The sequence below is a fragment of the Micromonospora sp. NPDC051543 genome, from assembly GCF_044454415.1.
Classification (GTDB): domain Bacteria; phylum Actinomycetota; class Actinomycetes; order Mycobacteriales; family Micromonosporaceae; genus Micromonospora.
Map to the genome: position 1 here is coordinate 177474 of NZ_JBITDT010000005.1, position 26674 is coordinate 204147.

The 26674-nt window shown below is 71.5% G+C and carries 26 protein-coding genes and 1 pseudogene; 9 read left to right on the forward strand and 18 right to left on the reverse strand.

The window, feature by feature from the left end; all coding sequences use genetic code 11:
• Nucleotides 1-141: 141 nt before the first annotated feature.
• The 15 genes and pseudogenes from nuoE to paaA all read right to left on the reverse strand — a co-directional run.
• Nucleotides 142-892 (reverse strand): annotated as a pseudogene (nuoE, locus tag ACIA3K_RS10920) (NADH-quinone oxidoreductase subunit NuoE); the annotation flags it as partial.
• Nucleotides 889-2214 (reverse strand): NADH-quinone oxidoreductase subunit D, encoded by a 1326-nt coding sequence (locus tag ACIA3K_RS10925; RefSeq protein WP_396800490.1) that lies wholly within the window; start codon nucleotides 2212-2214, stop codon nucleotides 889-891. The pseudogene nuoE and the gene ACIA3K_RS10925, both read right to left, overlap by 4 nt.
• A complete protein-coding gene (locus ACIA3K_RS10930) occupies nucleotides 2211-2948 on the reverse strand; it encodes an NADH-quinone oxidoreductase subunit C (RefSeq protein WP_396800491.1) in 738 nt (245 codons plus the stop codon). Before ACIA3K_RS10930 ends, ACIA3K_RS10925 begins: the two co-directional genes overlap by 4 nt.
• Nucleotides 2945-3622, reverse strand: coding sequence for an NADH-quinone oxidoreductase subunit B family protein (locus tag ACIA3K_RS10935; protein WP_007454590.1), 678 nt, complete (start codon nucleotides 3620-3622; stop codon nucleotides 2945-2947). The genes ACIA3K_RS10930 and ACIA3K_RS10935 overlap by 4 nt, the downstream gene beginning before the upstream one ends.
• A 14-nt stretch (nucleotides 3623-3636) precedes the next feature.
• Entirely contained in the window at nucleotides 3637-4002 is a 366-nt protein-coding gene (locus tag ACIA3K_RS10940; protein WP_007454588.1) for an NADH-quinone oxidoreductase subunit A, read from the reverse strand.
• Between the two features lie 135 nt (nucleotides 4003-4137).
• Nucleotides 4138-5415 (reverse strand): geranylgeranyl reductase family protein, encoded by a 1278-nt coding sequence (locus ACIA3K_RS10945; RefSeq protein ID WP_396800493.1) that lies wholly within the window; start codon nucleotides 5413-5415, stop codon nucleotides 4138-4140.
• Between the two features lie 139 nt (nucleotides 5416-5554).
• Entirely contained in the window at nucleotides 5555-5779 is a 225-nt protein-coding gene (locus ACIA3K_RS10950; protein WP_355048274.1) for a hypothetical protein, read from the reverse strand.
• Between the two features lie 91 nt (nucleotides 5780-5870).
• Nucleotides 5871-6581, reverse strand: a complete 711-nt coding sequence (locus ACIA3K_RS10955) for a demethylmenaquinone methyltransferase (protein WP_396800495.1) — start codon at nucleotides 6579-6581, stop codon at nucleotides 5871-5873.
• 127 nt (nucleotides 6582-6708) lie between these two features.
• Entirely contained in the window at nucleotides 6709-7947 is a 1239-nt protein-coding gene (locus ACIA3K_RS10960) for an LPXTG cell wall anchor domain-containing protein (RefSeq protein ID WP_396800497.1), read from the reverse strand.
• A 365-nt stretch (nucleotides 7948-8312) separates the two neighbouring features.
• The gene (mqnC, locus tag ACIA3K_RS10965) at nucleotides 8313-9503 is read right to left on the reverse strand and encodes a cyclic dehypoxanthinyl futalosine synthase (protein ID WP_396800498.1); all 1191 of its coding nucleotides are present in this window, start codon (nucleotides 9501-9503) and stop codon (nucleotides 8313-8315) included.
• Nucleotides 9504-9596: 93 nt separating this feature from the next.
• Nucleotides 9597-10706 carry a 1,2-phenylacetyl-CoA epoxidase subunit PaaE gene (gene paaE / locus ACIA3K_RS10970; protein WP_396800500.1) on the reverse strand — a complete coding sequence of 370 codons (1110 nt, stop codon included), beginning with the start codon at nucleotides 10704-10706 and terminating at the stop codon, nucleotides 9597-9599.
• Nucleotides 10703-11209, reverse strand: a complete 507-nt coding sequence (gene paaD / locus ACIA3K_RS10975; RefSeq protein ID WP_396800502.1) for a 1,2-phenylacetyl-CoA epoxidase subunit PaaD — start codon at nucleotides 11207-11209, stop codon at nucleotides 10703-10705. The genes paaE and paaD overlap by 4 nt, the downstream gene beginning before the upstream one ends.
• The gene (gene paaC, locus ACIA3K_RS10980; RefSeq protein ID WP_396800503.1) at nucleotides 11206-11931 is read right to left on the reverse strand and encodes a 1,2-phenylacetyl-CoA epoxidase subunit PaaC; all 726 of its coding nucleotides are present in this window, start codon (nucleotides 11929-11931) and stop codon (nucleotides 11206-11208) included. The genes paaD and paaC overlap by 4 nt, the downstream gene beginning before the upstream one ends.
• Nucleotides 11928-12215, reverse strand: a complete 288-nt coding sequence (gene paaB / locus ACIA3K_RS10985; RefSeq protein WP_266248073.1) for a 1,2-phenylacetyl-CoA epoxidase subunit PaaB — start codon at nucleotides 12213-12215, stop codon at nucleotides 11928-11930. Before paaB ends, paaC begins: the two co-directional genes overlap by 4 nt.
• Nucleotides 12212-13288 (reverse strand): 1,2-phenylacetyl-CoA epoxidase subunit PaaA, encoded by a 1077-nt coding sequence (gene paaA, locus ACIA3K_RS10990; RefSeq protein ID WP_396800506.1) that lies wholly within the window; start codon nucleotides 13286-13288, stop codon nucleotides 12212-12214. The genes paaB and paaA overlap by 4 nt, the downstream gene beginning before the upstream one ends.
• Before the next feature lie 371 nt (nucleotides 13289-13659).
• Here paaA and ACIA3K_RS10995 point away from each other — a divergent pair, with 371 nt between their 5' ends.
• Nucleotides 13660-14649 (forward strand): hypothetical protein, encoded by a 990-nt coding sequence (locus ACIA3K_RS10995; RefSeq protein WP_396800507.1) that lies wholly within the window; start codon nucleotides 13660-13662, stop codon nucleotides 14647-14649.
• Nucleotides 14649-15611, forward strand: a complete 963-nt coding sequence (locus tag ACIA3K_RS11000) for a hypothetical protein (RefSeq protein WP_396800508.1) — start codon at nucleotides 14649-14651, stop codon at nucleotides 15609-15611. The genes ACIA3K_RS10995 and ACIA3K_RS11000 overlap by 1 nt, the downstream gene beginning before the upstream one ends.
• 179 nt (nucleotides 15612-15790) lie before the next feature.
• Here ACIA3K_RS11000 and ACIA3K_RS11005 read toward each other — a convergent pair whose 3' ends face one another.
• The 3 genes from ACIA3K_RS11005 to ACIA3K_RS11015 all read right to left on the reverse strand — a co-directional run bounded on the left by ACIA3K_RS11005 (nucleotide 15791) and on the right by ACIA3K_RS11015 (nucleotide 18713).
• Nucleotides 15791-16642 carry a menaquinone biosynthetic enzyme MqnA/MqnD family protein gene (locus ACIA3K_RS11005; RefSeq protein WP_396800510.1) on the reverse strand — a complete coding sequence of 284 codons (852 nt, stop codon included), beginning with the start codon at nucleotides 16640-16642 and terminating at the stop codon, nucleotides 15791-15793.
• A gap of 100 nt (nucleotides 16643-16742) precedes the next feature.
• Complete coding sequence (locus tag ACIA3K_RS11010; protein WP_396800511.1) at nucleotides 16743-18089, reverse strand: MFS transporter; 1347 nt, start codon at nucleotides 18087-18089, stop codon at nucleotides 16743-16745.
• 42 nt (nucleotides 18090-18131) lie between these two features.
• Complete coding sequence (locus ACIA3K_RS11015) at nucleotides 18132-18713, reverse strand: ArsR/SmtB family transcription factor (protein ID WP_396800514.1); 582 nt, start codon at nucleotides 18711-18713, stop codon at nucleotides 18132-18134.
• Between the two features lie 359 nt (nucleotides 18714-19072).
• Between ACIA3K_RS11015 and ACIA3K_RS11020 the strand changes: the two genes are divergently transcribed.
• The 7 genes from ACIA3K_RS11020 (at nucleotide 19073) to ACIA3K_RS11050 (ending at nucleotide 26601) form a co-directional block, all read left to right on the forward strand.
• Nucleotides 19073-20323 carry a DUF222 domain-containing protein gene (locus ACIA3K_RS11020; protein ID WP_396800515.1) on the forward strand — a complete coding sequence of 417 codons (1251 nt, stop codon included), beginning with the start codon at nucleotides 19073-19075 and terminating at the stop codon, nucleotides 20321-20323.
• Between the two features lie 359 nt (nucleotides 20324-20682).
• On the forward strand, nucleotides 20683-22902 hold the full coding sequence (locus tag ACIA3K_RS11025) for a HelD family protein (protein ID WP_396800516.1): 2220 nt from the start codon (nucleotides 20683-20685) through the stop codon (nucleotides 22900-22902).
• 185 nt (nucleotides 22903-23087) lie between these two features.
• Nucleotides 23088-23729, forward strand: coding sequence for a transporter (locus ACIA3K_RS11030; protein WP_396800518.1), 642 nt, complete (start codon nucleotides 23088-23090; stop codon nucleotides 23727-23729).
• The gene (locus ACIA3K_RS11035; RefSeq protein WP_355048288.1) at nucleotides 23726-24052 is read left to right on the forward strand and encodes a transcriptional regulator; all 327 of its coding nucleotides are present in this window, start codon (nucleotides 23726-23728) and stop codon (nucleotides 24050-24052) included. The genes ACIA3K_RS11030 and ACIA3K_RS11035 overlap by 4 nt, the downstream gene beginning before the upstream one ends.
• Nucleotides 24049-24996 carry an ABC transporter ATP-binding protein gene (locus ACIA3K_RS11040; protein ID WP_396800520.1) on the forward strand — a complete coding sequence of 316 codons (948 nt, stop codon included), beginning with the start codon at nucleotides 24049-24051 and terminating at the stop codon, nucleotides 24994-24996. Before ACIA3K_RS11035 ends, ACIA3K_RS11040 begins: the two co-directional genes overlap by 4 nt.
• An 11-nt stretch (nucleotides 24997-25007) precedes the next feature.
• Nucleotides 25008-25745 carry an ABC transporter permease gene (locus ACIA3K_RS11045; RefSeq protein WP_396800521.1) on the forward strand — a complete coding sequence of 246 codons (738 nt, stop codon included), beginning with the start codon at nucleotides 25008-25010 and terminating at the stop codon, nucleotides 25743-25745.
• 94 nt (nucleotides 25746-25839) lie between these two features.
• Complete coding sequence (locus tag ACIA3K_RS11050) at nucleotides 25840-26601, forward strand: VOC family protein (protein ID WP_396800523.1); 762 nt, start codon at nucleotides 25840-25842, stop codon at nucleotides 26599-26601.
• Nucleotides 26602-26674: the final 73 nt, after the last annotated feature.

A 26674-nucleotide genomic window follows, 5' to 3' on the forward strand; every position in this document is an offset into this window, starting at 1 on the left:
CCGCCTCCGGCTCGACCCGCTCGGCGGTGCCGGCCGTACCCGTGGGGGTGGCCGCGCCGTCGCCGCTGGTGACCGGGGTGGCGGGGGCCGCCGCCGGAGTGGCCGCTCCGTCGCCGCCCTTGACCGGTGCCGTGGTGGCCTCGACGGGTGCCGGCTTGGCGGCCTCCGCCTTCGCCTTCGCCTCGGCGGCTGCCTTGTCGGCCTCGGCCTTGCTGCGGATCGGGGTGTTCGGGTCGAAGCCCGGCACCGAGACGCCGTGCTCCTGCGCCAAGCGCAGACCCCGCAGGGTCGGCTCGCCCGGCCCGCCGTCGCCGACCGCGCCGTCGCGCTCGTCGGCGAAACCGGCGAGCTGCACCGCCATCTCCTTCAGCGTGCACAGCCGCGCGCCGCGCGTCGGCATCGGCCGTCCGCCCGCCCGCAGCTCGTCGACCACACCGACCGCGGTGGACGGGTCCACGCCGTCGAAGAAGTCGTAGTTGACGGTCATCACCGGGCCGTAGTCGCAGGCCGCCAGGCACTCGGCGTGCTCCAACGTGATGGTGCCGTCGGCGGTCGTCTCGTCGTGCCCGACACCCAGGTGCTCGGAGAGGGTGTCGTAGACCTCCTGGCCGCCCAGCACGTTGCACATCGTGTTGGTGCAGACGCTGACCAGGAAGTCGCCGGTGGGCTTGCGCTTGTACATGGTGTAGAAGGTGGCGACCGCACCGACCTGGGCCTTGTTCAGCCCGAGCACCTCGGCGCAGAACGTCACGCCGGCCGGGGAGACGTACCCCTCCTCGGACTGGACCAGGTGCAGCAGCGGCAGCAGGGCCGAGCGGGACCGGTCCGCCGGGTAGCGGGCGATGATCTCGCGTGCCCGCTCCCGCGTCTCGTCAGTGAACGTCGTCGTCATCGGTCACAACCACCCATCACGGGATCCAGCGAGGCGCCGCCGGCGATCACGTCGGCGATCAGGCCACCCTCGGCCATCGCCGGGAGGGCCTGGAGGTTGACGAAGCTCGGCTCCCGGTAGTGCACCCGGTAGGGCCGGGTGCCACCGTCGGAGACGGCGTGTACGCCCAGCTCGCCGCGCGGCGACTCGATGCCGACGTACACCTGGCCGGGCGGGACCCGGAAGCCCTCGGTGACCAGCTTGAAGTGGTGGATCAGCGACTCCATCGACTGACCCATGATCTTCGCGACGTGCTCCAGCGAGTTGCCCATGCCGTCGACGCCGATGGCGAGCTGCGCGGGCCATGCGATCTTGCGGTCGGCGACCATCACCGGGCCCGGACGCAGCCGGTCCAGCGCCTGCTCGACCAGCTTCATCGACTCACGGATCTCGGCGAGCCGGACCTGGTAGCGGCCCCACACGTCGCCGTCGGGGTGGGTCGGCACGTCGAACTCGTACGTCTCGTAGCCGCAGTACGGCATCGTCTTGCGCAGGTCCCAGGCGAGCCCGGCCGAGCGCAGCACCGGACCGGTGATGCCGAGCGCCACGCAGCCGGTGACGTCCAGCACCGCGACGCCCTTCGTCCGCTCGGTCCAGATGGGCTGGCCGGAGAGCAGGTCCTCGTACTCCTTGAGCTTCTTCGGCATCATCTTCAGGAACTCGCGGATCTTGCGGATCGCGTCGTCCGGCACGTCCTGCGCCACACCGCCCGGTCGGACGTACGCGTGGTTCATCCGCAGGCCGGTGATGGTCTCGAAGATGTCGAGGATGTACTCCCGCTCGCGGAAGCCGTACAGCATGATCGAGATGGCGCCCAGCTCCATGCCGGTGGTGGCCAGCCAGACCAGGTGCGACGAGATCCGGTTGAGCTCCATCATCAGCACGCGGATGGTGGTGGCCCGCTCGGTGACGTCGTCGGTGATGCCGAGGAGCTTCTCCACGGCCAGCGCGTACGCCGTCTCGTTGAAGATCGGGGAGAGGTAGTCCATCCGCGTCACGAACGTCGAACCCTGGACCCAGTTGCGGTACTCGAGGTTCTTCTCGATGCCCGTGTGCAGGTAGCCGACGACCGAGCGGGCCTCGCGGACCGTCTCGCCCTCCAGTTCGAGGATCAGACGGAGCACCCCGTGGGTGGACGGGTGCTGCGGACCCATGTTGACCACGATGCGCTCGTCGTTGATCGGGTCGGTGCCCGAGACGACCGTGTCCCAGTCCCCACCCGTGACGGTGAAGACCCGGCCCTCGGTGGTCTCGCGTTCGGTCGCGTAGTTCGACGTGGTCACTGGTAGGACCTCCTCCGGTCCGGCGGCGGGATCTCGGCGCCCTTGTACTCGACGGGCACGCCACCGAGCGGGTAGTCCTTGCGCTGCGGGTGGCCCTCCCAGTCGTCCGGCATGAGGATCCGGGTCAGGTTGGGGTGGCCGTCGAAGACGATGCCGAACATGTCGTACGCCTCCCGCTCCTGCCAGTCGGCCGTCGGGTAGACGGCGGTGACGCTGGGCAGGTGCGGAGACTCGGCGGAGACGGCGGCCTCCAGCCGGATCCGACGCCGGTAGGTCATCGAGGTGAGCAGGTAGACCGCGTGCAGCCGGCGCTCGTCGGCGCCGAGGTAGTCCACCCCGGACACCGAGGAGCACAGCTCGAACCGCAGCGCCATGTCGTCGCGCAGCACCTGGCAGACCTCGGCGATCCGCTCGGGGCGGACGTGCAGGGTCAGCTCGCCCCGGTCGACGACCACCTTCTCGATCGCGTCGCCGAAGGCCGGGTACGCCTCCTCCAGCGCGTCGCGGACCTCGTCGAAGTACCCGCCGTACGGCCGGGCGGCCTCCTCGATCGGCTGGCGCGGGCGGACCAGGCCGCCGTAGCCGGACACGTCGCCGGTGCCCTGGTTGCCGAACATCCCGCGACCCGCCGGGCTGGCCGTCGGGTACTCGGCCGGGGCGGTCGCGCTGGCGCCGGGCGGCGTCACCGGCACCGGCACCCCGCCGTCGTTGGTCTTGTCCGTCGGAGACGTCATTTCGGGCCTGCCTGCGGGTGGAGATGGTTCTGGGCGTTCATCCAGTTCTCGATCCGCAACTGCTCCTCGCGCCCCTCGCGGACCGCCTGGGTCCACTCGGCACGCCGGGCCTTGTCGTTGCGGTAGGAGGACGGCATCGAGCCGTACGGCACGACCGGGACGTCGCCGCGCTCCTGGCGGGCCGCCAGCATCTTGCGACCGTTCGGGCCCAGCGGCTCGTACATGATCTTCTCGCGGAGCTTGAGGATCGCGTCGATGAGCATCTCCGGCCGGGGCGGGCAGCCGGGCAGGTACATGTCGACGGGTACGACGTGGTCGACGCCCTGCACGATGGCGTAGTTGTTGAACATGCCGCCGCTGCTGGCGCAGACGCCCATCGAGAGCACCCAGCGGGGCTCGGCCATCTGGTCGTAGATCTGGCGCAGCACCGGCGCCATCTTCTGGCTCACCCGGCCGGCCACGATCATGAGGTCGGCCTGCCGGGGCGAGGCCCGGAAGACCTCCATGCCCCAGCGGCCCATGTCGTAGTGCGGACCACCGGCGGCCATCATCTCGATGGCGCAGCAGGCCAGGCCGAAGGTCGCGCCCCACACGGACGACTTCCGGGACCAGTTGACCAGCTTCTCCACCGAGGTGAGCAGGACGCCGGCGGGGAGCTTCTCCTCGATGCCCATCTGACGTTCCTTCCTCAGTCCCAGTCCAGGCCGCCGCGACGCCACACGTAGGCGTACGCAACGAAGACCGCGACGATGAACAGGACCATCTCCACGAAGCCGAAGATCGGCAGAGCGTCGAACGAGACCGCCCAGGGGTAGAGGAAGATGATCTCGATGTCGAAGACGATGAAGAGCATCGCCGTCAGGTAGAACTTGATCGGGAACCGCCCACCGCCGACCGGCTGCGGGCTGGGCTCGATGCCGCACTCGTACGCCTCGAGTTTGGCCTTGTTGTAACGACGGGGACCGGCGAAGCGGGCGGCGCCGACGGAAAACAGCGAGAACGCCGCGGCGAGGGCGAACAGCCCGATGATCGGTGCGTAAGGCGAGAGCGACATCGTTTTCTCCTGCTCGTCCTTCCCTGCCGTCAGTGCTTGACGAAAATCACACTATTCACGTCCCTCGCGGTGGCTGCCGGCGGGGGTCGATCTTTGTCGGCGTCGAGGCTGTGACCAGCACCGATGCCGTCCCAACTAGACGGCTGGGGCCGCCTTTGTCATCGCATTGATGACCCGGTCCATCGCGTCCCCACCCCGGGGGTCGGTCAGGTTGGCCAGCAACTTGAGCACGAAACGCATCAGCGTCGGGTGCGGCATGCCGTGCTTGGTGGCGATCCGCATGATCTCCGGGCGGCCGATCAGTTTCACGAAGATGCCGCCGAGGCGGTAGTAGCCGCCGAGGCGGGCCTTCAGCTCGTTCGGGTACGCCATCAGCGCCCGCTCCCGCTCCGGCCCGGCCGGACGCGCGAGCGCCTGCACCGCCACCTCCGCGGCCAGTTCGCCGGACTCCATCGCGTACGCGATGCCCTCGCCGTTGAACGGGTTGACCATGCCGCCGGAGTCGCCGACCAGCAGGACGCCACGGGTGTAGTGCGGCACCCGGTTGAAGCCCATCGGCAGGGCTGCGCCGAGGATCGGGCCGTCCGCGTTGGTCTCGTCGGTCATCCCCCACTCGGCGGGGGTGTTGGCCAGCCAGTCGGTGAGCAGCCGGCGGTAGTTGGTCTTGCCGAACGCGGACGACGAGTTGAGCACGCCGAGACCGACGTTGACCCGCCCGTCGCCGAGCCCGAAGATCCAGCCGTACCCGGGCAGCAGGTTGTCGCCGCTGTCCTTGCTGCGCAACTCCAGCCACGACTCCAGGTAGTCGTCGTCGTGCTTGGCCGGCGAGTGGTAGTAGCGGCGGACGGCCACGCCGATCGGCCGGTCCTCCCGCTTGGCCAACCCGAGCGCGAGCGGGAACCGGCCGGAGACACCGTCGGCGGCCACGACCAGCGGGGCGTGGAAGGTGGCGGGCTCCTTGCCGGGCCCCACCTCCGCCTGCACGCCGGTCACCCGGCCGTCGTCGTCGAGCACCGGGCCCAGCACGTTGACGTTGGTCCGCAGTTTGGCGCCGGCCGCGACCGCGCGCTGGGCGAGCAGGTCGTCGAAGTCCAGCCGGGTACGGACCAGCCCGTAGTTCGGGAAGCTCGCCAGCTCCGGCCAGTCCAGTTCCAGGCGTACGCCGCCGCCGATGACCCGCAGACCCTTGTTGTGCAGCCAGCCGGCCTCGGGCGAGGTGTCCACGCCCATCCGGATGAGCTGGCGCACCGCACGCGGGGTCAGTCCGTCACCGCAGACCTTCTCCCGGGGGAACTCGGTCTTCTCCAACACCAGGACCCGTACGCCGTGCCGGGCCAGGTGGTACGCAGTTGCCGATCCACCGGGACCGGCGCCAACGACGATGACATCGGCGTCGTGTTCCACCGCGGTCATTCGCGCCTCCTCCCGCACGCTCGTGAAATGCTTCACAAGCCAGACGGGACGAGTGTATGACCGGCGTCATACCTGCGCAGGATCAGGGGTACCTAACTCGCCGATGTGACAGCCGACGACCGTCCACAGCAGTCGACTGTCAGGCCGGGCTGGGCGCGTCCAGGCCGGCGTCGACCCGGATCGTCTCCGGTAGATGCTCCCGTAGCGCGCCACCCGCAGCACGGTCCAGGGCGGCCAGCACCTCGGCGACCACCTGCCGGACGTCCGCCGGGTCCGCGCCGGCCAGCGCGCGCAACTGCGTGATGAGTTCGGCCGCGTCGTCGTCGGTGGCGGCCACCGGGCTCGCCGGGTCTGCTCCGGTCATGCGGACGAGCGTACGGCGCAAAGTGGACTAAAGTCGGATATTCCTGAAACGCGCAAGCGTCTCGCGTGCTACGCGCGGACGTCTCGCCGTACTACGCGCGGACGGCCCGGTGCAGCGCGACCACGCCGCCGGTCAGGTTGCGCCACGCCACCCGACCCCACCCCGCCGCGGCCACCCGCCCGGCCAGCGCCGCCTGGTCCGGCCACGCCCGGACCGACTCGGCCAGATAGACGTACGCGTCGGGGTTGCTCGACACCGCGCGGGCCACCACCGGCAGCGACCGCATCAGGTACGACAGGTACACCGTCCGGAAGACCGGATTGACCGGGGTGCTGAACTCGCACACCACCAGCCGGCCGCCCGGCCGGGTGACCCGGGCCAGCTCGCGCAGCGCCGCGTCGGTGTCGTTGACGTTCCGCAGGGCGAAGGAGATGGTCACCGCGTCGAAGCTCGCGTCGGCGAACGGCAGCCGCAGCGCGTCACCGGCCAGCAACGGCACCTCGGGACGCACCCGCTTGCCGACCTGGAGCATCCCCAGCGACAGGTCCGCCCCGACCGCGTACGCCCCGGACTGGGCCAGCTCACGGGTCGACACACCGGTGCCCGCTCCCACGTCCAGCACCCGCTCACCGGGTCGCAGCCCGAGAGCCGCGCGGGTGGCCCGCCGCCAGGAGCGGTCCTGCCCGAAGGCGAGCACGGTGTTGGTCAGGTCGTAGCGCTCGGCCACGCCGTCGAACATCGCGGCGACCTCGTGCGGTTGCTTGTCGAGACTGGCGCGCTGGCCCTGCGGGGTACGGCTCACCCCGTCCACTCTGCCAGCCCCGCGCGAGCCCTCGGCCGCTGGGTCCGCGTACCCCACGGTGGTCGGCGCGCCCACATGCGCGAGGGCGGGGTGGTCGCCCACCCCGCCCTCGCGTCGCGCCTGCGTGTCAGTCGGTCGACTTCTCGTCGCCGGGAGCGACCATGACGACCTTGCGGCGGCGGGAGAGCACCAGCAGCGCTCCGCCCGCGAGCAGGATCAGACCACCGATGCCGCCGATCAGGCCGGCCTGCACACCGGTGACCGGCAGCCCACCGCCACCGGAGCCACCGCCGCCCGTGGTCGGCGACGTGCTCGTGCCCGGCGTCGTCGTGCCGCCCGGAGTCGGAGTCGCGGTCGGCGTCGGCGTGACGGTCGGCGTCGGGGTCGGCTGCGCGCTCAGGTCGACGAACACGTCGAACTGCGCGGTGTTGTCCACCTCGTCGGTCTCGGTGAACGCCCGGCGCTGCGCGCCGGAAGCGTCCCGCGGCTCCTCCTCGGGGCTGCCCTGGGTGGCCTCGAGACCGGCGGCCCAGACGAACCCGGGCCGGAGCACCGACTCGGTGACGTCCTCGCCGATCTTCACCCGGACGTCGCCCGTGTAGAACTGCCCAGGCTTCAGCACGACGCCACTGTCCTCGCAGTAGGCGTTGGCGAACCCGCCCAGCGGCTGCTCGACGCAGCCCTCGGGCAGCTTGGCGAAGGTGACGCCGGCCGGCAGCGTGATCCCGTACGCCACGCCGGTCGCCTTCTTGCTGCCGTCGTTGTAGACCGCCCAGTCCAGCGGCGCGGTGTCGCCCCGCTTGACCGGCTTGAGGCCGGACTCGCCCGCCTCGTCGCCGTCCACCGTCACGTCGGCGTAGACGTCCTGCACCCAGGTCGTCAGGTCGTAACCCGGCTTGGCGACGGTGATGTCGTGCTCGACCGAGTCGCCGCCGAGATTGGCTGAGCTGATGGTGACCACCAGCGTGCCGGCCGCGCCACGACCACCGGTGGAGAAGACCGGGATGCCGAAGTCCTCGGTGGTGCCGGCGGGCAGATCGCCGAGCAGGCAGGTGAAGGTCGTGCCCTTGACGTCACAGCCGTCCGGCGCGAGGACGCCGACCTTGCGGTTCTTCAGGCCCTTCGTCTCCACGGTGACCCGGACGTCCTTGGCGTCGACAGTGCTTCGGGTGTTGTCGACCTGGAACTTGAACGGCTTGGCCTTGGCCGCCTTGACGCCCTGAGCCAGCTCGTAGCTGAGCGGCACCAGGGCCAGGTCGGCCTGGTCGGCGGCCTGCGCCGGGGCGGCGACGGTGGCCACGCCACCGGCCGCGAGCAGGGCCACGACGCCGGCACGAACCAGGGCCGAGCGGTGGAACGCTGTCATCAGTCCCCCGGGGGTAGGGAAGAAAATTAGGATCGGCTGCGCCGAACGAGCGGACGTTATCGGAGGTCGATCTCCCACGCCAGCGTGGCGGCCGGTTTTCAACCGTCCGGCCTGGACCCGGCACACGGATCGGGCGGGATGGTCACCCATCCCGCCCGTACCGCCGTGCGTTATGTGAACGACCCTCATGGGCCGATGGAGGACGCGCCTCAGCCAGACGGCCGCACGCTATCCGTCGGCGATCATCTCCACCAGACCCACACCGGGCTATGCGCCGGCGAGCCGACCGGGAGAACCCGTACCGCCGAGTGGACGCAGGCGGAAGCAGGATCCCCGGTCAGCCGAACGGCCGGCCGCGACGTACCTCAGTTGACCTCGACGAGCGGCAGGGACCGGCCCGCGCCGCCGCCCGGCAGCGCGATCGAGGAGAAGTGCGAGACCACCCGCTCGTCGGTCGGGTCGTCGGCCGGCGTGTGGTGCACCGCCAGCCGGTTGTAGAGGGTGTCGCGCTGGGCCGGGATCCGGTCGGCAGAGCGGATCATGCCGATCAGCTCGTGCAGGTTGGAGCGGTGCCGGGCGCCGGCGGAGGAGATCACGTTCTCCTCCAGCATGATCGACCCGAGGTCGTCCACGCCCATGTGCAGGGCGAGCTGCCCGACGTCCTTGCCGGTGGTCAGCCAGGACGCCTGTAGGTGCGGCACGGTCTCGAAGAAGAGCCGGGCCACCGCGACCAGTCGCAGGTACTCGAGCGTGGTCGCCTGCGTACGACCCTTGAGGTGGTTGTTCTCCGGCTGGTACGTCCACGGGATGAACGACCGGAACCCGCCCGTACGGTCCTGCACGTCGCGGATCATCCGCAGGTGCTCGATCCGCTCGGCGTGCGTCTCGCCGGTGCCCATCATCATGGTCGCGGTCGACTCGACACCCTGCCGGTGGGCCAGCTCCATGACCTCCAGCCAGCGCTCGCCCGACTCCTTGAGCGGGGCGATGGCCCTGCGCGGGCGCTCGGGCAGCATCTCCGCGCCGGCGCCGGCGATCGAGTCGAGGCCGGCGGCCTTGATACGGGCGATGGCCTCGTCCAGGCTGACGCCGGAGACCTTGGCCATGTGCAGGATCTCGCTCGGCCCGATCGAGTGGATGGCCAGCTGCGGGTACGCCTGCTTGACCGAGGAGAACAGCTCCTCGTAGTACTCGACGCCGTAGTCCGGGTGGTGCCCGCCCTGGAGCATCACCTGGGTCGCGCCCAGCTCGACCGCCTCGCCGCAGCGACGCAGGATCTCCTCCGTCGGGTGCGTCCACCCCTCGGCGTGCTTCGGCGCGCGGTAGAACGCGCAGAACTTGCACGCCGTCACGCAGACGTTCGTGTAGTTGATGTTGCGATCGATCAGGTAGGTGACGACGTTGTCCGGATAGCGCCGCCGGCGCACCGCGTCCGCCGCCTCGCCCAACGCGTGGAAGGGCGCCTCGGTGTACAGCAGCAGGGCTTCCTCGGGCGTGATCCGCCCGCCGTCCGCGCCACGCTGCAGGATGTCGTCGATCTCCCGGCTCACCGTCACAACCCCGAGCCTACGTCGGCCGCCCGGCGGCCGGCGCGCCCCTGGGTCGCCGGTGACGAGCGCCCCAGTACGACGCTCCGCCCGCCACGGCCGTCAGGCGTCGTAGTCGACCGTGAGCTTGTCGGTGGTCGGGCTGGACTGGCAGGTCAGCACATAGCCGGCGGCCACCTCGTCCGGCTCCAGGGCGTAGTTGCGGGCCATCGTGACCGACCCGTCGACGACCTTCGCCTTGCAGGTCGAGCAGACACCGCCCTTGCAGGCGTACGGCAGTTCGCCGCGCACCTTCAACGCGGCGTCCAGCACCCGCTGCTCCCGGCCCATCGTGAAGCTCGACGAGCGGCCGTCCAGGACGATGGTGACGTCGGTCCCGACGCCCGGCTGCTCGGTGGGACGCGCCACCGGCTCGGGCGGCGCGTCGACGTGGAACAGCTCGGTGTGCACGGCCGACTCCGGCAGACCCCGCGCGGCCAGCACCTCCCGGGCGTCGACCACCATGCCGTACGGCCCGCAGAGGAACCACTCCTCGATCAGTTCGTCCGGGACGATGGTGCCCAGCAGGCGCCCCAACCGTTCGGCGTCGATCCGTCCGGACAGCAACGGCGACTCGCCCTGCTCCCGGGACAGCACGTGCACGAGGTGCAGCCGGGACGGGAACCGGTCCTTCAGGTCGGCCAACTCCTCGGCGAACATCACGGTGTTCGCCGTGCGGTTCCCGTACACCAGGGTGAAGGTGCTGGCCGGTTCGACGGCCAGGGCCGTCGCGACCAGCCCGAGCACCGGCGTGACGCCGGAGCCGGCGACGACCGCGCCGTAGTGGCGGACCCGGTCCGGCGCGAACGCCGTGGTGAAGGCGCCCAGCGGGGGCAGTACGTCGACCGTGTCGCCGCCGCGCAACGCGCCGCACGCGAAGGCCGAGAAGGCGCCGCCGGGGACCTCCCGCACCCCGATCCGCAGCCGGCCGCGCCGGGCCAGGTCGTCGGGGGTGGAGCAGATGGAGTACGACCGGCGCACGTCCTCGCCGTCGTCGGTCACCCGCCGCACCGTCAGGTGCTGGCCCGCCTGGAACGCGAAGGTCTCCCGCAACTCCTCGGGTACGGCGAAGGTGACGGCCACGGAGTCGTCGGTGAGCCGGTCGACGGCCGCGACCGACAGTGGGTGGAAGGCCGGCCGACGACGGACCGGCCGGGTGATCGTGACTGTCACAGCGCCTTCAGGTGGTCGAAGGGTTCGGAGCAGGAGCGGCAGCGCCACAACGCCTTGCAGGCGGTCGAGCCGAACCGGCTGACCTGCTCGGTCTCCGGCGAGCCGCAGAGCGGGCAGCGGACCGCGAGGGTCAACGCCACCACGCCCGGGGCGGGCGCCGGGGCGGGCGGGGCGATCCCGGCGGACGCGAGCTTGGCCCGTCCGGTGTCGGAGATCCAGTCGGTGCTCCACGGTGGGCTGTAGACCGTTCGCACGTCGACGTCCGGGTGACCGGCCGCCGCCAGGGCACGGCGCACGTCGGCCCGGATCACGTCCATGGCGGGGCAGCCGGTGTAGGTCGGGGTGATGGTGACGACGACCCGACCGGTGCCCCGGTCCTCCTCGACCGCGCGGAGGATCCCCAGCTCGTCGATGGTGATCACCCGGATCTCCGGGTCCACCACGCTCGCCGCCGCCGTCCACGCGTCGGTCCGACTCCGCTGTGCGGTCGCTCCCGCGCTCACCACTGCGCCCCCGGGTGGGCGCGGTGCAGCACCTGCATCTCGGCCAGCAGGTAGGACAGGTGCTCGGTGTGCACGCCGGCCCGTCCGCCGGTCGGTGCCCAGCCGCGCTCGGGACGGGTGAGCGTCGCCTCGGCCAGCACCGGACCGACGACCTCGTCGAACGCCGGCCGCAGACCCGCCGGATCGACCGGCGCCGCCGGGTCCGCCGCGAAGAGCTCATGGGTGTACGGCCAGACGTGGTCCACGGCCTCCTGCATCCGGCGGTGCGACTCCTCGGTGCCGTCACCGAGCCGCTTCACCCACAGCGCGCCGTGGTCCAGGTGGTACGCGGACTCCTTGCGCGCCTTCGCGCCGATCGCGGACAGCCGCTCGTCCGCGCAGCCGGCGAGCGCGGTGTAGAGCGGCACCTGGTACGCCGCCAGGAAGAACAGCTTCGCCATGGTCACCGCGAAGTCGCCGTTGGGCAGCTCGACCAGGAGCACGTTGCGGAACTCGCGGTCGTCGCGCAGGTACGCGAGCGCGTCCTCGTCCCGACCCGCGGCTTCCAGCTCACCCGCGTACGACAGCAGCAGGCGGGCCGCGCCGAGCTGGTCGAGGGCGATGTTGGCGAGCGCGATGTCCTCTTCCATCTCCGGTGCGCGGGTCGCCCACTCGGCCAGGCGCTGCGCGGCGACCAGCGCGTCGTCGCCCAGGCCGAGAGTGAAGGCGAAGGGCCCCTTCACAGGTGTGCCACCCCGTCCGGTACCTCGTAGAACGTGGGGTGCCGGTAGACCTTGTCGGCGGCCGGGTCGAAGAAGGCGTCCTTCTCGTCCGGGCTGGACGCGGTGATCGCGCCCGCCGGCACCACCCAGATCGACACGCCCTCCTGGCGGCGGGTGTAGAGGTCACGGGCATTGCGCAGGGCCAGCTCGGCGTCCGGGGCGTGCAGGCTGCCGACGTGGGTGTGCGACAGGCCCCGCCGCGCCCGGACGAAGACCTCCCACAGAGGCGAGTGTTCGTTGCTCACGCGGCCACCTTCTCCCTCGTGTCGGCGCGCTTGGCGGCGTACGCCGCGGCGGCCTCGCGGACCCATGCGCCGTCGGCGTGGGCGGCCCGACGGTGCGCCATCCGCTCGCGGTTGCACGGACCGTCGCCCTTGATGACCCGCATCAGCTCGTCGTAGTCCGGCTGGCTGTAGTCGTACGCCTGCCGCTCCTCGTTCCAGCGCAGGTCGTCGTCGGGAATGCGGAGCCCGAGGACCTCGGCCTGCCCGACGCACATGTCGACGAAGCGTTGGCGCAGGTCGTCGTTCGAGAAGCGCTTGATCTTCCAGGCCATCGACTGGGCGGAGTGGGTGGAGTCGCCGTCCGGCGGACCGAACATGGCCAGCGACGGATACCACCAGCGGTCGACCGCGTCCTGGGCCATGGCCTTCTGCGCCGGGGTGCCGTGCGCGAGGGTGTGCAGGATCTCGTACCCCTGGCGCTGGTGGAACGACTCCTCCTTGCAGACCCGGATCATGGCCCGGGCGTACGGCCCGTAGGAGCAGCGGCACAGGGGCACCTGGTTGACGATCGCCGCACCATCCACCAGCCAACCGATCGCGCCCACGTCGGCCCAGGTCAGGGTGGGGTAGTTGAAGATCGAGCTGTACTTCTGCCGGCCGTCGAGCAGCAACCGGACCAGTTCGTCGCGGCTGATGCCGAGGGTCTCGGCGGCGGCGTAGAGGTAGAGGCCGTGGCCCGCCTCGTCCTGGACCTTGGCCAGCAGGATCGCCTTGCGCTTCAGCGAGGGCGCCCGACTGATCCAGTTGCCCTCGGGCTGCATGCCGATGATCTCGGAGTGGGCGTGCTGCGCGATCTGCCGGATCAGCGTCCGCCGGTACGCCTCGGGCATCCAGTCGCGCGGCTCGATCTTCTGCTCCGCGTCGACCACCTCGGTGAAGTAGGCCGCCAGATCCTCGTCCGGTGCCGGGCCGCCGCGCCGTTGACGAGCGGCGGCGGCGCGCAGCTCGGCCTCGGCCGCTTCGACCTCGCCGAGCAGGCCCGCGCCGGGCGCGTCCGGTGCGTCGCCGGGTGCGGAGAAGTCGTTGCCATACATGAGGACAAGTGTTACAGCTTGCGCCCGAATGCACTAGGGGGTGTAACAGGAATCCCGAGTGACATTCCGTCACCGATAGGCAGATCTTCGCTACCCACCGCGACATCGGCGTTTATGACGTGGCTCACGGAAAGATGGTCAAACCTCCCATAAGCCGCAAAGTTTCGGGATTTCCTCCCGATTTCGCACGTTGCCTGGTGTCGACCTCTGGCGATCGGCCCGTCCGGACGTAGACTTCTGCCGGTCACACGATCGGCTGCCCCCACGCCGGCTCCACAGAGGCCACCTCCCCCGGCCTCGGCGCACGCACCGGTCGCCCCGGACAACGAAGCCGGTCCCCCCGGCCCTGACATCTGGAGCTCACCCAACTCATGCGATCTCGCGTGACCATGGTGTTCGCCGTCGTGGCGGTGATTCTCGGTGGCGTCCTACTGGTCCCCACCGCGTACGCCCGACTGTCCAGCGACGCCGGCGAAGGCGGCAGTGGTGGCGGCACCACCACCAGCAGCGTCGCCGCGCCCGCGCCGGCCCCGCCACCACCTCCCACGCTGGCCGCGGGCCGCGTGTCGGTGGCGTTCAAGGGCGAATTCTTCTCGTGGGCGTTGCTCGACCGGAAGACCGGCAAGATCTCCGGATCGTCGAACATGAGCGCGACCAGCTCCACCGAATCGATGATCAAGGCGTGGATCGTCTCCGACTTCCTTCGCCAGCTCAAGGACCGGGAGCCGGACCCCTCGCTGAAACAGGCGGCCAGCCTCGCCATCATCGACAGCAACGACGCCGCGGCCAACAAGATCCACGCCGCCGCGGGGGGGTCGTACAAGCCGTCGAAGAGCAGCATCCCCGACCCGGTGATCCAGCGAGCGATCAAGATCTGCGGCCTGACCGACACCAAGCGCGGCAACGTCGAGCCCTACACCGGCTACTGGAGCTTCACCCGGATGTCCCCGCGCGACGCGGCCCGGCTCGGTGACTGCATCGCCGACGGCAAGGCTGCCGGCCCCAAGTGGACCAAGTGGGTGCTGGACCAGATGAGCAAGGTCCGCGGCACCACCGACAACCAGAAGGCCAGCTCCGGTGGCGGCCGTTGGGGGATCATCGACGGCCTGCCCAAGTCGATCACCGCGCAGGGGCCGGTCAGCATGAAGAACGGCTGGACTCCGCTCGCCTACGACGGAAACTGGCACGTCAACTGCCTCGCGGTCAACGGAAAGTGGAGTCTCGCGGTGATGCTGCGCTACTCGATCAAGCTAGGGCTGAGCTACGGCGCGAAGGTCTGCGCCAGCGTCGCCACCCAACTGGTCACCCCGCAGCCCGGCGCCGCGCTCAAGGTGCCGCAGCAGCCGGTCGGGAAGCTCTGATGGCCGGGAACCGGCGTGCCGATCGACGTGGTGGAGGCGAGACGTCGCCGCTGCGCCTGATCGCCGTCGCGGTCATCCTCATCGGGCTGGTGCTGGTCTCGCTACGCCTGCTGCCCGGGTCGCCGTTCGAGTCGGCCGCCGCCGCCAAGTGGGGTGACTCCGAGGCGACGACCAGCGACCGGTCCACCAACGCGGCCACCGACCGCAGTGCCCGCCAGCCGGCCCCGCCGAGCCCCAGCCCCAGCCCTTCGCTGACGCCGCTGCCGTTCCAGGCCAAGAACCTCGACCTCGACATCGAGGGCTGGTACTCCTGGAGCGTCCTCGACCGCCGGACCGGGAAGATCATCGGTTCGAAGAACATGGGTGAGACCAGCACCACCGCCTCGCTGATCAAGTCCTGGATCGTCGCCGACTACCTGCGCCGCGCCGCCGAGGCCGGCCAGACACCGAGCGACGCGAAGCTCGCCGACGCCACCCGCATCATCCGGGACAGCGACAACACGCGGGCCGAGCAGTTCTACAACTCGGTCGGCCGGGACGCCTCGATCCGGCGGCTGCTCTCCATGTGCAAGCTGACCGACAGCAGCGTCGCCCCGGACAAGGGTTGGTCCCGTACCGCGCTCTCCCCCCGCGACACCGCGCGACTGGGCAACTGCATCGCCACCGGCACCGCCGCCGGGCCGAAGTGGACCAAGTGGCTGCTCAACGAGATGAAGCTGGTCCGGGGCGCGGGAGACTTCGGTATCCGCAAGGCGTTCCCGCCCGCGCAGCAGAAGCAGATCGCCATCAAGAACGGGTGGATCGACCGGACCGCCGAGCAGGAGATGCACATCAACTGCCTGGCCATCGGCGACACCTGGACGATGGGCGTGATGGTCCGCTACCCGATCAACATGGGCTACGAGTACGGCATGAAGAACTGCCAGAAGATCACCGAGGCGCTGCTGCGCCCCGGCACCTGACGGCGGCTGTCCTTCCGCATCCGAGCACCGCTCTGTCCTGCAGAGCGGTGCTCGGTCTATTTCGCGGCCCTCAGCGGCTTCGCGGCGCGGCGGCTACGCGGCACGGCGGCTACGCGGCCCGGCGACTTCGCGGCACGGCGCGGCTTCGCGGCACGGCGACTTCGCGGCGCGGTGGCTGGTCAGCCGGCGAAGAACTCCGGGCCGTCGGCGGGCAGCGCCGGGACCTCGCCGAGCGTGGCGACCCGCCGGGCGAACTCCCGCAGCCCGGCGACCTGCCGCTCGCCGAGCGAGAAGTCCAGGGCCCGGAAGTACGTGGCCAGCGTCGCCGCGTCGAACGCCTCCCAGCGCGCCGCCGCCTCGGCGACCTGGTCCAGCTCGGAGAGGCAGAGGTCACGCGAGCGCAGGAACGCCTCGTGCACCTCCTTGACCAGGCCCGGGTGCGCGGCCGCGAAGTCGCGGCGGACCGCCCAGACGGCGAAAACCATCGGCAGCCCGCTCCAGTCCCGCCACGCCTGCCCCAGGTCGGTCACGGTGAGGCCCCGCAACGGCGCCTCGTAGTACGCCCGCAGCGCCACGTCCCCGATCAGGACCCCGGCGTCGGCCTCCAGCAGCATCTGGGTCAGGTCGGGAGGGCAGCGGAAGTACTCGGGCCGCACCTCGTACCGCTCGGTGAGCAGCAACTGCGCCAGCATCACCCCGGTCCGCGACGTCGAGCCGAGCGCCACGCGGGCGCCGTCCAGCTCGGCGAGGGGCCGCGTGGAGACCATGTTGACCGAGAGCACCGGCCCGTCGCTGCCGACCGCCAGGTCCGGCAGGAGGAGCAGCTCGTCGGTGTGCTTCAGGTACTCCATCAGCGTGATCGGACCGATGTCGAGGTCGCCGGCCACCAGCGCCGCGCTCAGCCGGTCCGGGGAGTCCTTGTGCAGGTCTACGTCGAGCAGGCTGCCCGAGCGCATCAGGCCCCAGTAGATCGGCAGGCAGTTCAGGAACTGGATGTGCCCGACCCGCGGGCGTGCGACGCGCTCAACCATGACCCGACCGTATCCCCGGCCTCGGGATCCAGCCCGGCGGGCCGGCCCGGAGTGGCCAACCCCGCACCCGACCCACCCGATCGCGGACGCTCCGACGACGTCACCGCCGGCCACCCACGTTCGGTGGGCTGCGCGTTAACCCGCCCTGCGGGTCTCGGCCAGCCACGTCACTGACGAGCCGGCGGGCCGCCCGCGCGACGACCGGCACGAAGAGCAGCACCACCAGGAGCCCGGTCACGCCCACCCCCGCGATCAGTGGTCGAGGTGGGATTCGTGTGAGCAGGGCGCCACCGATCAGGTACCCACCCATTGAGCCACCCTGCACGGCCGCGCCGTACGTGGCGTACGCCCGGGCGCGCATCCCCTCGGGCACCCGCCGAGCGGTGAGGAGGTTGGCGAAGACGTTCCCCGCGCCGTTCGCCGCGCCGCCCACCAGCCAAAGTGGCACCAGCAGGGCCGCAGCGGGCACCCTCGCGGCAAGCAGCACCATCAGACTGCACCCGGCCAGCGTGATCAGCACTCCGCGGACCAGCGCAGCGTCGTCCGCGATCCGGCGTACGAGCTGCGCCGCTAGCCAGCCGCCCGGCAACATCCCGGCCATCCAGGCGGCCCCGACGAGGCCGTACGTGGTGGCCGACCCACGCAGGGTCTCCCGGATGAAGAACACCTCGATCACGTTGATGCCACCGATCGCCGCGATCACCACGGCGGTACTGACCACCATGACGACCATCAGCGGGTCCCGGCGGAGCCGCCAGCCCTGCGCCGTACCGGCCGGCGCGACCGGGCTACCGGCGTTCTGCTCGGCGCGGCTGGACTGCTCGGCCCGGCCGGGTTGCCCGGTGCTGTCGGGCTGGTCGCTGGCGGGTCGCCGACCACCGCGCCGAGTTCGCAGCGCGAAGCCCGCGACCACGAGCGCGAGGTAGGTCGCGGCGTCGATCAGCAGTGGTACGCGGGTGCCGAACTGCCCTACCAGCAGGCCGGCCAGCACCGGACCACCGAGCGCGCCGAGGGAGACGGCGGTCTGGCTGATCGCGCTCGCCCGCGGCAGGTCGGCGGGGCGGACCATCGCCGGGAGCAGCGCCGCCAGGCAGGGCTGGGTGACCGCGAGACCACAGGCGAGCAGCGCCACGAGGGCCACGACGAGGACTGGGTCGTCGGCGACGGCGAGCAGCAGGCAGATCGCGGTCTGCGCCAGCCCGATCGTCACCAGCAGGGTGCGGCTGTCCACACGATCGGCAAGCCGTCCGGCGAGCGGGGCCAGCACCACCAGGGGAAGGGTGGCCGCGAGCAGCAGCCCCGAGACGGCGAGCCCGCCGGCACCGGCCCCCTGCAGGGCCAGCGCGAGCGCGGTGGCGGCGAGGAAGTCCCCGCAGATCGTGGTGCCGCGAGCCGCGGCGACGATCCAGACGTCCGGCCAACGCGACGCGTCACTTGTGAAGGACATATTTCGAAAATAATCCTTCACAAGTGTTCGACACAACCCCGTCTATGCCAGCGGCACCGTCCGGTACTGCACCGCTACGGAACGTGCGCCCGCCGGCGCGTCGGTACGACGTCGAGGGTGGTACGGCCGCAGCAGCGCCAGGACCGCCTCATTCAGGGCGGCCAACTCTTCCGCGGTGAGCAGCAGCAGCGTGTCGTTGGACAGCGCCACGTCGTACCACTCGGCAGGCTCATCCCCCGCCCGCCGCAACCAGTCCCGGGCCCGTTCCATGCCACGAGCGGCGTGCGCCTCCACCAGCGCCCGCTCAGCCGCACGCCCCTCGGGACCGGCCTCGCGGCCCGCGTCGACCCACAAACTGACGCCCGGCGTACGCCACACCCGCTCCCGCGCGTCCCCCCGGCTGGGCGCCTGCTCGACCAGGCCGAACTTCGCCAGCGCCCGAAGGTGGTAGCTGGTAGCGCTCGGCGACAACCCCGCGATTTCGGCGCATTCGGTGGCGGTGCCGCCGCCCTCGCGGCTGCTCAGGTACTCGATGATCGCGATCCGGGCCGGATGCGCCAACGCCCGCATCACCTGCGGATCGCTGATCGTCATCCGACGCGACTCGGGACTGGCCTCGGTCATGCCCCCATGATCCCGGCCACCCGCCCGACCCGCCATCAACCCCGCGCGCCACTGCCCGGCGGCACGCACCGTCGAGCCGGTGGAAGCGCTGTCGGCACCCCCGGCATCCGCCGCACCACAGCGCGCCCGGGTCGGCGCCACACCGACTGCCGCCGCGCGTACACCAACGCACGAGCACGCCGAACCGCCGCGTCCGCCGCACAGGGTGAGGCCGTGCCGCCACGTGTCACGGGGCATGTAGGGCGTCATGACCGCGCGACGCAGGACCGCGTGGCGGAGGTGCGGCGCCGCCGAAAAAGCTGACCCCAGGGCGGTCCTTCGGGACGAAAATTGTCGTACACCTGTTCTAGTGTTGGTCCATGTTGAGGGCGTTGGCGCAGGCGGGCGGCGGTGTCGACGCCTGCGCCGACACCGCGCCATGGGCCCTTCCCGACGACGAACTGCTCGCGGCGCTGGACGCTTCGCACGCCCTGGCGCAGCGCCTGGCAACCATCCAGCTCGCTCTCGTGCGCGAGCTCGACGGCCGTGGTCTCGCGGTCGCCCAGGGCGCATCGTCGACCGCCGTCTGGTTACGGGAGCGGCTGCGGCTGTCCGGGCGGTCGGCCCGCCAGTTGGTCCAGCTCGCCGCCACCATCGACGCGGCCCCGCCGACGGTCCGCACCGCCCTGCTCGACGGCAGCCTCACCGTGGAGCAGGGCAAGGTGGTGGCGGAGACGATCGCGGCCCTTCCCGTCGAGGCCGGCCCGGAGGTGGCGGAGAAGGCCACCGAGTTGCTGATCGCCTGGGCCGACCGCTTCGATCCGACCACCCTGAGTCGCCTCGGCGAACGCGTCCTCGCGCACGTCGCGCCCGACCTGGCCGACGAGGCCGAGCTGGCGGCCCTCGACCGGGCCGCCGAGCGGGCCGAGGCTCGCCGGCACGTCACCCTCTCGGAGCCGAAGGACGGGCAGGTACGCCTCACCGGCAACCTCGACACCGAGACCGCGAGCCTGCTGCGGGAGGCCATCGATCCGCTCTGCGCTCCGGCCGGTGAGCACGACGACCGCAGCCCGGGCCAACGCAGAGCCGACGCACTCGGCGAGATCTGCCGGCTGGCACTGCGCACCGGCCATCTGCCCGACAACGGTGGAGACCGTTCGCAACTGGTCGTCACCATGGCGCTCGACGCGCTGGTCAACGAGGTCGGCCCGGGCACCCTGGACACCGGAGTGCGTCTCACGCCGGGCGCGGTCCGCCGCCTGGCCTGCGATGCCGCCGTGCTGCCGGCAGTCTTGAACGGCAACAGCCAGATCCTGGACGTCGGGCGTCAGCGCCGGCTCTTCACCGGTCCGCTGCGGCGCGCGCTGGTGCTACGCGACGGCGGCTGCGCCTTTCCCGGCTGCGACCGGCCATCCCGTTGGTGCGACGGCCACCATGTGCGCCACTGGGCCGACGGCGGCGCCACGACCCTGGGCAACGCGGTCCTGCTCTGCGGGCATCATCACCGGCTCCTGCACCAGGGCGACTGGGTCGTCCGCATCGCGTCGGACAGCCAGCCCGAATTCCTCCCGCCCGCCTGGGTGGACCCGCTGCGCGCCCCACGCCGCAACCTCTACCACCGGCGCTGCTGAACACGAGCGGTTCATCCCGCCACACGTCACGCACCCACAGCACGATGTGCTCGTCCTTCGTGAGCACGTCTTCGGGGGACGCCACGACAAGGCAACGCTCCCGCTCGCAGCTCGGCCCGGCAGGCGGCTCGCTGTCGCGCGGGCTCGGGCGTAGCTATCGCACAAGTCCACGACGCGCCGACTCGTCCGGGTGGTTGGCTCGGTAATTCTGTGGAAGGGGTGGCGAGAAAGGCGTAGCGTTGCAGCCCGCTTGACGGCCGAGGTGAGCTGCACCGGAACGGACGTCGTCGCGCCGGGAGGTCGGCCATCCGCCCCCGGAAACGCGAGCGAGCAGCAGATGTGAACGATGGGACGTCAGCATGCCCGCACCTGACCTCGACACGGATCTAGACACGGATCTCGCGGCCGAACGCACTCACCTCGCCACCTCGCGCGCGGCACTGCGCCGGATGCGGGAGCGGGCCGAAGCCCTCTTCTCCACCGGTGACCAGGTCGCCGGCGACTCCTACGCGGCGGAGACCCTCGGCCGCACACTCGCCCGCCGCGTCGCCGAACTGGCCGACGACCCCACCACTCCGCTGTTCTTCGGCCGCCTCGAATTCGGCGGACAAGCACTAAACGAGGACACCGCAACCGGCCTGCCGGAGGCAACCAGCAACAGCCCGACCACCAGCAACCCGGCCGGCGGCAGCAGCGTCGCAAGCAGGAGCGCCGGCAGCCCAGGCGACGGCAGCAGCGGCAGCGGCAGCGGCAGCGGCAGCGAGCATGCTGGGCGGCGGTACCACGTCGGGCGGCGGCATGTCACCGATGAGCTTGGCGAGCCGCTGGTGCTGGATTGGCGGGCGCCGGTCTCCCGCTCGTTCTACCGGGCCAGCGCTCGCGACCCGCAGGGTGTCGCGGTGCGGCGGCGGTTCGGGTTCAGCAACGGGGTGTTGACCAGCTTCGAGGACGAGCGGCTGGACCGGGGCGAGGAGCTGGGTACGGCCAGCCGGATCCTCACGGCCGAGATCGAGCGACCGCGCGTGGGACCGATGCGCGACATCGTCGCCACCATCCAGCCGGAGCAGGACGAGCTGGTCCGGGCCGACCTGGCCGATTCGATCTGTGTGCAGGGGGCGCCGGGCACCGGGAAGACGGCCGTCGGCCTGCATCGGGCCGCGTACCTGCTCTACCTGCACCGGGAGCGGTTGCGTCGGGCGGGCGTGCTGATCGTGGGGCCGAACCGGGCGTTCCTGTCGTACATCGCGGCGGTACTGCCGGCCCTCGGCGAGGTCGAGGTCGAGCAGGCCACCGTGGAGGAGCTGATTTCGCGGGTTCCGGTGCGGGCGGTGGAGACGCCCGCCGCCGCCGCGCTGAAGCACGACGCGCGGATGGCGACCGTGCTGCGCAGGGCGGTGCAGGCCCACATCGGTACGGCAACCGACTCGATCACCGTCTCCGACGGCTCGTTCCGGTGGCGGATCGGGCTGGAGCCGCTGCACCGGATCGTCGAGGAGACCCGACGGGAGGGGCTGCCGTACGGCACCGGTCGGGAGCGGGTCCGGGCGCGGGTGGTCAGTCTGCTGCAACGGCAGGCCGAGGCGCGGCGGGCCGAGTCGCCCGGCGACGCGTGGCTGCGCCGGATGGGCCGGTGCCGGCCGGTGGTGGACTTCCTGGACGCGGTCTGGCCGGCGCTCACCCCGGAAGGGCTGGTGCACGGCCTGCTCGCCGACCCGGCCCGTCTCGCCGCCGCCGCGGACGGGCTGCTCAACGATGCCGAGCAGGAGCTGCTGGTCTGGGCGAAACCGGCGCGTACCCCGAAGGCCACCCGCTGGACCGCGGCGGACGCCGTGCTCGTCGACGAGGCGGCCGGGCTGTTGGAGCGACCGTCCGGGTTCGGGCACGTGGTGCTGGACGAGGCGCAGGACCTGTCCCCCATGCAGTGCCGGGCCATCGCCCGCCGCAGTGAGCACGGGTCGATCACGCTCCTCGGTGACCTCGCGCAGGGCACCGCGCCGTGGGCGGCGACCGACTGGCGGGAGTCCCTGGCACACCTCGGCAAGCCGGACGCCGTGGTGGTCCCGCTGACGGTCGGCTTCCGGGTGCCCGCCGCCGTGGTGGCCTTCGCCAACCTGCTGTTGCCGGCGCTCGCGGTGGACGTACCCCCGGCGGAGTCGCTGCGTCACGACGGCGGCCTGGACGTGCGTACCGTGGCCGACCTGACCGCCGCCACGGTGGCCGAGGTGCGCGCGGCGCTCGCGCACGACGGGTCGGTCGGCGTGATCGCCGCGGACGACGCGGTCGACGGGCTGCGCGCGGCGCTGGCCGCCGTCGGCGTCGCCAGCGCGACCGCCGACGACGTCACGGCCGCCCAGCGGGTCACCGTGGTGCCCGCGACGTTGGTCAAGGGCCTGGAGTACGACCACGTGGTGGTGGTCGAGCCGGCCGCGATCGTCGCGGCCGAGCCGCGCGGGCTGCACCGGCTGTACGTGGTGCTCACCCGCGCGGTGTCCCGGTTGTCGGTGCTGCACAGCGAGCCGCTGCCCGCGCCGTTGCTGACCGCACCGCAGGCCACCACGCTGGCGCCGGTGCCGCTCTAGGTCGCCTCTCGCAGAAGCCCCGGCGTCGGGCGCATCCTGGGGCACGGCCGATGCCTGTCGCACGTGCCCCAACGTCGAACGCGTCCTCGGGGCACGGCCGACGGGCCAGCGCGCGGCGTCTCTGTCGGCAACCGGGCAGTCGCGCGGGGCACACAGGTTCGACTTTGCATCGTAAAGTAGTTTGCATGGGGCCCGAAGACGATGACCTTCCACCCTCCGACGCCGCCGCCGCTCTCCGGCTGATCGACGACCAGCGGGCGACCACCGTTCGCCACCTACAGCCCGACGCGCGGCTGCTCTACTGGCCGTGGGGGGTGGCCTGGTTGATCGGTTTCGGGCTGTTCTTCCTGCGCTTCTCCCCGGGTGGTCGGGTGCTGGTCGCCCTGCCCGACTGGCTGCCCCTGACGGTGCTCTTCGCCCTGCTGATCGTCGCCGGGGTGATCCAGGCGGTGGCGGGCGCGCGGGCGTACGGGCAGGTGTCCGGCGACTCGGCGGTGCGTGGCCGTTGGTACGGGTGCGCCTGGGCGCTGGGCTCGGTGAGCGTGTACGCGGCGGTCGGCCGGGTGTCCGAGCACCTGCCGCACGACCTGGCCGGTCTGCTCTGGTCGGCCGCTGCGGTGGGGCTGACCGGCGCGCTGCACATGGCCGGCGGCGCGATCTGGCTGGACCGGGACCTGTTCCGCCTCGGCGTGTGGATCAGCGTCATCAACGTGGTTGGCGCGATCGCCGGGCCTGGTTGGCACGCGCTGGTCATCTCGGTGGCCGGCGGCGTCGGAATCCTGGCCGCCGGGGCGATCGCCCGGCTGCGCCAGCGAGGGCGTTCGTGACCGACCTCGATCCGGTCATCCACGCCCAGGCACGGCTGCGGGTGGTCGCCGCGCTCTCCGCGCTCGGCGACGGCGACCGAATCACGTTTCCCCGGCTCCAGGAACTGCTCGCGATGACCGCCGGCAACCTCTCCGTGCACCTCCGCAAACTGGAGGACGCCGGCTACGTCGAGATCAGCAAGACCCACCGTGGACGTACGCCGGCCACCCTGATCCGGCTCAGCCGGCGCGGTCGGCTGGCGTTCGAGGAGTACACCGAAGCGATCCGCAGCCTGCTCGATCCCTCCCCTCTGGACTCCACAGCGTCGAAGGAGCAGTCATGACCCTCGCCCGCGCCGACCAGGTCAGCCGCCGGTACGGCGACGTCCTCGCCCTCGACCGCGTCGACCTGGAGGTCCGGGCCGGCGAACTGGTCGGCCTGCTCGGCCCGAACGGCGCCGGCAAGAGCACCCTGATGAACCTGCTGGTCGGTCTGCGCAGGCCCACCTCCGGGCGGGTCGAGTTGAACGGCCGCGACCCGCGCGACCCGGAGGCGCGGCGGCAGATCGGCGTCACCCCGCAGGAGACCGGTCTCCCGGGCACGCTGCGGGTAGGTGAGGTCGTCGACTTCGTCTCCGCCCACTACCCCGACCCGGTGCCCCGCGGCGAACTGCTCGACCGTTTCGGGCTGGGCGACCTCACCCGGCGGCAGACCGGCGGACTGTCCGGCGGCCAGCGTCGCCGGCTGGCCGTGGCGCTGGCCTTCGTCGGCCGACCCCGACTCGTCCTGCTCGACGAGCCGACCACGGGCCTGGACGTCACCGCCCGGCACACCCTGTGGGACGCGATCCGCGCGTTCCACGACGACGGTGGGACGGTGCTGTTGAGCAGCCACTACCTGGAGGAGGTGGAGGCGCTCGCCCGCCGCGTGGTGGTGATCGGGCAGGGCCGGGTGCTCGCCGACGACACCGTGGACGCCGTACGCGGCATCGTCGGCGTACGGCGGGTCAGCCTGGTCACCGACGAGCTGCCCGACCTGCCCGGCGTCGTCCGCGCCGAACGGATCGACGGACGCCTGCACCTGCTCACCACTGACGCCGACGAGCTGGTCCGGGCGCTGGTCCGCTCCCAGGTCGCCTTCACCGACCTGGAGGTCCGGCCCACGTCGTTGGAGGAGGCGTTCCTCGCCCTCACCGGCGGGACCGACACGGCCCTCACCGGTGGGACGGACACGCCGGCTCAGGCCTCACCCGCTGCCGCCGACAGCGGCCAACCCACCGCCGTCTGAGGAGGCGCACCGTGCAGCTCGCCCTGGTCCACGCCCGCTACCAGCTTCTGGAGACCATCCGGATTCCGGTCGCCGTCTTCGGCAGCGCCTTCTTTCCCGCCGCCGCCATGATCTTCTTCGTGGTGCCGTTCACCGGCGACGATCCGGTCGGCGCCACCTTCGCCACCGCGTCGATGATCACCTTCTCGGTGATGAGCGCCAACATCTTCCAGTACGGCGTCGGCGTCGCCGAGGACCGCGACCAGCCGTGGAGCCCGTACACCCGGACCCTGCCGGCCGGGCCGGCGCCCCGGTTCGCGGGCCGCGTGCTGGCCGGCCTCGCGTTGACCTACCTGTCGCTGATCCCGGTCGTGGTGATCGGCGCGACGCTCACCCCAGCCCGGGTCACCGCGACGGCGTTCCTGCTGACCGCCGTCATCGTGGCCGTCATCTCGGTGCCGTTCACGCTGATGGGTCTCTCCATCGGCTACTCGCTGCCCAGCAAGGCGGCGATCGTGGTGGCGCAGGTCGTGTTCCTGCCGCTCGCGTTCGGCGGCGGACTGCTCTCCGCACCGGGCGACGCGCCCGGCTTCATCGAGACGATCGCGCCGTTCCTGCCCACCCGGGGCGCGGCCGAACTGATGTGGTGGGCGGTCGGCGACTATCCCGTCCAGCCACTCGCGATGATCATGCTCGGTGTCTGGATCGTGCTCCTCGCCTCGCTCGCCGCCTGGGCGTACCGGCGGGACGAGGGTCGCCGGTTCAGCTGACGATTCGTCCGTTTCCGCCCCGTGCCCCAGCGGGACGGTGCCAGGATTCCCGCAGGAGGCCCGCCCGTGGCCGCCGGCCGAGAGGGGTCTTGACGTGAGCACCGTCCCGCCGGGCACGCCGTGCTGGGCCGACCTGGCCACCCCGGACCTGACCGACGCGCGGCGCTTCTACCCCGAACTGTTCGGCTGGACCGGACGGGTGACACCGGAGCCCGAGGCGGGCGGCTACACCGTCTTCCTGCTCGACGGCAGGCCGGTGGCCGGCGTCGGGCCGCCCGCCATCGAGGACCAGGTGCCGATCTGGTCGACGTACATCGCCACCGACGACGCGGCGCTGGCCGCCGGCCGGGTCGAACGGGCCGGCGGGCAGGTCGTCGTACCGCCGTTCGAGGTCTTCGACCGGGGCTGGATGGCCGTGTTCTCCGACCCGGCGGGCGCGACGTTCAGCGTCTGGCAGCCGCTGACGATGCCCGGGGCCGAGGTGTTCAACGTGCCCGGCGCGATGAGCTGGAACGAGCTGGTCACGCCCGACCCGGAGGGCGCGAAGGTCTTCTACGAGCTGGTGTTCGGCTGGCAGCCGGACGAACAACCGGTCGGCGACATGACGTACACGGGGTGGCGGCTCGGGGCGCGGATCGTCGCCGGGATGATGCCGCCGCTCGGGGACGGCTACCCGGCCGACCTGCCCGCATACTGGACGGTGTACTTCGCGGTGACCGACGCGGACGCCGCCGCCGCGCGCGCCGCCGAACTGGGCGGGACCATCCTGGTGCCACCGCGGGACATCCCGACCGGCCGGTTCGCCGCCCTGCGCGACCCCCAGGGCGCCCTCTTCTCGGTCATCGACCTGGGCTGACCCCTCGGCGAGCCGCCACGCCCCAAGATCGCTCCGATCTTGCACTTTCGGTTGTCGACATCAGCGGGAATGC